This window comes from Vibrio sp. D173a (assembly GCF_030248475.1).
In genome coordinates this window covers 1-736 of the sequence record NZ_JAHGAH010000369.1, presented here as the reverse complement: position 1 = coordinate 736, position 736 = coordinate 1, and the positions used below count along the sequence as shown (strand labels likewise).

The 736-nt window shown below is 43.3% G+C and carries 1 pseudogene; it reads right to left on the bottom strand.

What is annotated here, in order from left to right:
* Positions 1-720: pseudogene (locus tag KIV40_RS25905) on the bottom strand (glycosyltransferase family 2 protein); the annotation flags it as partial.
* Positions 721-736: the final 16 nt, after the last annotated feature.

Here is a 736-nt window from a genome sequence, read left to right as displayed (position 1 = left end):
ACAAGGGTAGAGTGCGCAGACAAGACCGAAAGCAGGAAGCCTTGCTTGCCATCCAAAGAGCCTGCTTTGAATACATACATTTTTAGAAAGCATGCAATAGCATGAAGCATGCCTTCTAAAATGCTACTCTTTTTGCCACGCTTTTCTCGTTGTTCCGCCCAAGCTTGAGCATAGCCTGCAGATTTCACCAAGTAGTGGTGCAGGTCGTTATAGGTATAGTGGATAGCATCACCAGACAACTCTTTTACGTTCATATCTGCAGAGATTTCCACTTTTTCGTGTACCAACGAGTCGTCATATTGAGTTAATTGCGACTCTATCTGGATACCAGCCACAGTGACGAATATAGCGACCAAACAGCCAGCTCAAGCGACAAATACTGTAAAGTGTGTTCGGTTCATTGTTTTCAACAGCTTGCTGAATACTAACTTTTAACTCCTCGGTAATGCGTTCGTCAGCATCTAACCAGAGGACAAAATCTGACTCAACATACTCTTGGGCAAGACGTCGCTGTGGACCAAAGCCAGGCCAATCCTTATTTACATGGAACTTTTCTGTGTACTTACGAGCGACTTTTTCTGTCTCATCGGTACTACCTGAATCAAGAATGACGATTTCATCAACCCACTCAGCTACTGTTTTAAGGCAAGCATCGAGGTTTTTTGCTTCATTCTTAACAATGAGTGCGACAGCCAATGTTGGTTTTGCTGAGCTTGTCATGAGTTATTTACCTTGT